This is a genomic window from Arthrobacter sp. RIT-PI-e, assembly GCF_001187915.1.
GTDB lineage: Bacteria > Actinomycetota > Actinomycetes > Actinomycetales > Micrococcaceae > Arthrobacter_D.
Genome location: NZ_LGIU01000101.1, coordinates 1 through 4,485, shown reverse-complemented (window position 1 = coordinate 4,485; position 4,485 = coordinate 1). Strand labels below are relative to the sequence as shown.

Annotated in this window: 3 protein-coding genes, 1 tRNA gene and 2 pseudogenes; all 6 read left to right on the top strand. The window is 74.5% G+C overall.

The features are described from left to right. The coding region (locus AC792_RS15590) for an FAD-dependent oxidoreductase (RefSeq protein ID WP_049831410.1) at positions 1-1,368 on the top strand (1,368 nt) is incomplete at its 5' end. 76 nt (positions 1,369-1,444) lie between these two features. Beyond that, positions 1,445-1,520 (top strand) — tRNA-Arg (locus AC792_RS15585). A gap of 124 nt (positions 1,521-1,644) precedes the next feature. Further along, positions 1,645-2,385, top strand: a complete 741-nt coding sequence (locus AC792_RS15580; RefSeq protein ID WP_049831409.1) for a DUF4129 domain-containing protein — start codon at positions 1,645-1,647, stop codon at positions 2,383-2,385. After that, positions 2,382-2,867, top strand: a complete 486-nt coding sequence (locus AC792_RS15575) for a hypothetical protein (protein WP_049831408.1) — start codon at positions 2,382-2,384, stop codon at positions 2,865-2,867. The genes AC792_RS15580 and AC792_RS15575 overlap by 4 nt, the downstream gene beginning before the upstream one ends. Next, positions 2,864-3,860: pseudogene (locus AC792_RS15570) on the top strand (AAA family ATPase). Before AC792_RS15575 ends, AC792_RS15570 begins: the two are co-directional and overlap by 4 nt. Continuing rightward, positions 3,853-4,485, top strand: a pseudogene (locus AC792_RS17395) (hypothetical protein); the annotation flags it as partial. The pseudogenes AC792_RS15570 and AC792_RS17395, both read left to right, overlap by 8 nt.

Sequence of the window (4,485 nt, the reverse complement as noted above, 5' to 3'; positions counted from 1 at the left end):
GGCGGCACCTTCATCGGCACCCGGCTCCTGGCACTGATCCTGCGCCTGCGTCCGCACGCCGATTCCTCCCTGCTCGCGGGTCTGATCCTCTTCTTCGTCATGTTCCCCTCGGCCACCGCGGCCGGTCTGGGCGGCATCCTCGTGGCGGGGCTCGCGGCCGGCGCCTCGAAGTTCGTGCTCGCGGTGCGCGGCCGCCACGTGTTCAACCCGGCGGCGGCGGGTGCCGCCGTGGCCACGCTGCTGGGCGTGGGAGCGGCGGGGTGGTGGGTGGCCAACGTGTACCTGCTGCCGGTGGTCGCGCTCGGCACCGCCCTGCTGCTGTACCGGACGCGCAAGCTCTCCATGGGCGCGGTGTTCCTGGTGGTCGGGATCGGCATCCTGCTCCTCGGGCTCGTACAGGGCGGGATGGAGCCGCTCGCCGGCCTGCAGCTGGTGCTGAGCTCCTACCCCCTGCTGTTCCTGCTCGGCTTCATGCTCACGGAGCCGCTCACCCTGCCGCCGCTGCGCCGGCAGCAGTGGCTGGTCGCGGGGATCATCGCCGTCGTCCTCGCCCTGCAGCTGTCCGTGGGGCCCGTGTTCCTCGGCCCCGAGTTCGCCCTCCTGATCGGGAACGGCGTCGCCTTCCTGCTCGGGCAGCGGCGCAGCGTGCACCTGTCCCTGACCGGCTCGCGTGCGCTGACGCCCACCAGCACGGAGCTGGTCTTCGCGCCCGAGCACCCCGTGCGCTTCCGGGCCGGTCAGTACATGGAACTGAGCCTGCCGCACGCGGGTGCGGACGGCCGTGGGAGCCGCCGCGTGTTCAGCATCACCTCCGCCCCCCAGGACACCGGCACCCTCTCCTTCGGCCTGCGGACGGCGGAGTCGGGGAGTTCCTTCAAGCGTGCGCTCCTCACCCTGCCGGAGAGCGCGCGCATCACCGGGACCCTCGTGGGCGGGGACTTCTCCCTGCCGAGGGATCCGGCCGTCCCCCTGCTCCTCGCCGCCGGCGGCATCGGGGTGACCCCGTTCCTGAGCCAGCTGCGCGACCTCGCGGCGCGCGGCGAGGAGCGCGACGTCGTGCTGGTGTACGTGGTGCGCGACGAGCAGGAGATCGCGTACCGCGACGAGCTGGAGCAGCTGGGCGTCCGGGTGGTGCTCTTCGTGCAGTCGGGGTCGGTGCCCCCGTCCGGCAGCACGACGGCGCTGCCCGCGGGCTGGGTGCACGGTGGCGCGGAGCCCACCGCCGAGAACCTGCTGGAAGCCGTCCCCGATCTCCCGGGGTGCCGCGTCCTGGTCTCGGGATCCCCCGCGTTCATCACCCGGACCCGCGCCCGGATCCGCTCCGCCGGTGGCTCCCGCGCACTGACGGACGCGTTCACCGGCTACTGACCCCGCGTTTTTCCGAGCCATCCGCCACCTGCTAAGCTTCAGAAGTCCCATTCGGGTACGGGTTTCCCCGTAGTCCGCCTTCGTAGCTCAGGGGATAGAGCGTCTGCCTCCGGAGCAGAAGGTCGTAGGTTCGAATCCTATCGAGGGCACCATGACTCGCAGAGTCCACCGCCGTCGGCCACCAGGCCGGCGGCGGTTCTGTTTTTGGTAGGCTCCACGGGACGCAGCCCGGATGGGCCGCGGTGGCAGCTGCTCGTCCGACTGCAGAGGGGCATCGTGGGAACCGACCGGACACGCGCCCTGCCGACGCTGCTCACGCTCCTCGCCCTCCTCCTCGTGGTCCTCGCCGCAGCCTCCGCCGGCGCACTCTCCGCCGATCCGGTCCTCGATGCCCGTGTGCAGCAGCGCGAGCAGCCGGTTCCCTCGCCCACGGCGACCGTCGAGCCGGTGGAACCCGAGAACGCCGCCGAGCCGCACGTGATCCCGGGCGATCTCCTGCTGGGCGCACTCGTGGTGCTCCTGGTGGGCGCCCTCGCACTCCTCGTGCGCTTCGTGCTGCGTGTCCGCCGCCGGTCCGGCTCCCGCTCGCAGGAGGCGGACCAGCGGCACACCGGGACGCCCGAGGTAGGGATCGTTCAGGCCGAGACCCACCCGCTGACCGCCTGGGCCGAGGAGACCCGTACCGCGCTCTCGTCCGGGGGGACGACCTCCGACGTCGTGATCCGCTGCTGGCTGGACCTCGAGCGCCGCTGTGCGGCCGCGGGCCTGGTGCGCGGACCGTCCCGGACGACGTCGGCCTTCGCCGCCGCCGCGGCGGCCTCGCCCGGGCTGCCCGCCCGGCCGCTCTCCGCGCTGCACCGCCTCTACCAGCGGGCCAGGTTCGGCGGCTCCGGCGCGGCGTCCGCGTCAGCGGCGCTGACGCCCGCGGCCCGGGCGCCCGCAGCAGCGAGGGTCGAGGAACTCGCCGCCGCACTCGGGCCTGCCCCGGCGTCCCGGGCGAACGGCACGACGCCGTGAAGCGGGCCGCCTGGCTGATCACCGGCGCGCTCGTGCTCCTCGCGCTCCTCTCGGCCTGGTTCTTCGGGCTCGACGGGCGGCATGCCGTCATCCTGGTGGGCGCGGCCCTCGCGGCCGGTGTGGCGAACGGTCTGCTGGACGCCGTGCGCCTGCCCCGCGCGGTGCTGCCCGCCGTCCCGGATGTCCCCCGCGGTCTCGGGGACCTCCAGGCCCTCGAGTTCTCGCTGTCCTCCACCGAACCCGGGACCCGCGCACTCAGGGAACTGCAGACCGTGGCCGGGGCGCTGGTGGCCGCACGCCCGGGAGTGCCGCGGAGCGCAGCCCTCGAGGACCTCGTGGCGGGGACGGCACCGCAGCCGCTCTCCCACCGCGGGATGGGCACCCTGCTGGACGAGCTCGAACAGCTCGCGCTGCACCCCGCCCACCCCGCCCAGCACACCCAGCACACTGATGACTCCCACACCCACCAGGAGACCGGATGACCCTCCCCGAACCGACCATCACCGCCGGGACATCGAGCGCGGCCGACGCCGCGGAGATCGGCCGGCTGATCCTCGGGCGGACGGCGAGCGTGGTGGTGGGTGCGCAGGAGCCGCTGAGGCTGGCCCTCGGCGCCGTCCTGGCCGGCGGTCACGTGCTCTTCGAGGATCTTCCCGGGCTGGGCAAGACGCTGGCCGCCAAGACCCTCGCGCAGGCCCCCGGACTCGACTTCCGGCGTCTCCAGTTCACCCCGGACCTACTGCCCTCGGACGTCACCGGCTCCTCCGTCTTCAACCCGGCCACACGCGAGTTCGACTTCCGGGCCGGGCCGGTCTTCGCGGGCCTGTTCCTCGCGGACGAGATCAACCGGACCTCCCCGAAGACGCAGTCCGCGCTGCTCGAGGCCATGGCGGAGGCCCAGGTCTCGGTGGAGGGCATCACGCTCCCGCTCCCCCGCCCGTTCCACGTCTTCGCGACCTCGGAACCCGATCGAGTTCGAGGGGACCTACCCGTTGCCCGAGGCCCAGCTGGACCGCTTCCTCGTACGCCTGCGCTTCGGCTACCCGCCGGCACAGGGGGAACAGGACATCATCACGCGGCGGATCTCGCGCCGGCAGGAGAGCACCCGGGTGGATCCCGTGATCACCGCCGAGGGTCTGCTGCACCTGCAGTCCGCCGTCGAGGGCATCCAGGTGGACGATGACGTGGTGGACTACGCCGTCCGGCTCACCCGCGCCACCCGGGACCACCCCGCCGTCGAGGTGGGCGCCTCACCGCGGGGATCCCAGGCGCTCGTGCTGCTCGGGCGCGCCCTGGCCGTCCTCGACGGCCGCGACTTCGTGGTGCCGGAGGACGTGCAGGCCGGGGCCGTCGCGGTGCTGGCGCACCGGCTCACGCTGACGCCGTCGTCCTGGGCCCAGGGAGTGGCGACCGGGACGGTGGTGCGGGAGATCCTCGCGGACGTCGCCACCCCGCCCACGGTGCCGCGTGGCTGACCGCGGGACGGCCGACGGCGGCACGGACCACCCCGCGGCGGAGGCCCTGGCCGGCATCCTCGCCCTGGTGTGCGTGATGGCCGGACTCGTGTCCGGCAGGCCGGAGACGGCGGCGCTCGCCGCGCCGTTCGCCCTCCTCGTAGTCGCCGCACGCACCGCGACCCGCGCTGCATTCCGCAGCGGATCCGGGGCTGCGCGCCGGCCGGCGGTGCTCGTGCGAGCGGACGGGCAGAGTGCAGCGGACGGCTCGCAGCTCCGCCTGCTCGTGGTGCCCGACCGGGGCGCGGAGGACCGGGCGGGGCTCACCGCCACCGTCCTCGCCGCACCGGGGTCCCCCCTGCGCGCTCTCGTGCTGGGCGGGGACGAGGAGTGCCCCGTCCTGGTGGAGGCCCACCCGTCCGGGGAGGCGGTGGTGCTGGTGTGCGCCGGGGAGCCGCGGCGGCGGGACCCGTCCTCCCCGGGCCCCGGCGGGCGGGCGCCGCCGGGGCGGGTCGGCAGCCGTCCTCCCGTGGGGCAGGGCCTGCCGCGGCCGGTGGCGGCGCGTCTGCGCGGCAGCACCGGCGGGCACGTGTCCCGCCGACCGGGTGAGAGCACCGAGCTGCGGCCGGGCCCCCCGCTCCGGGAG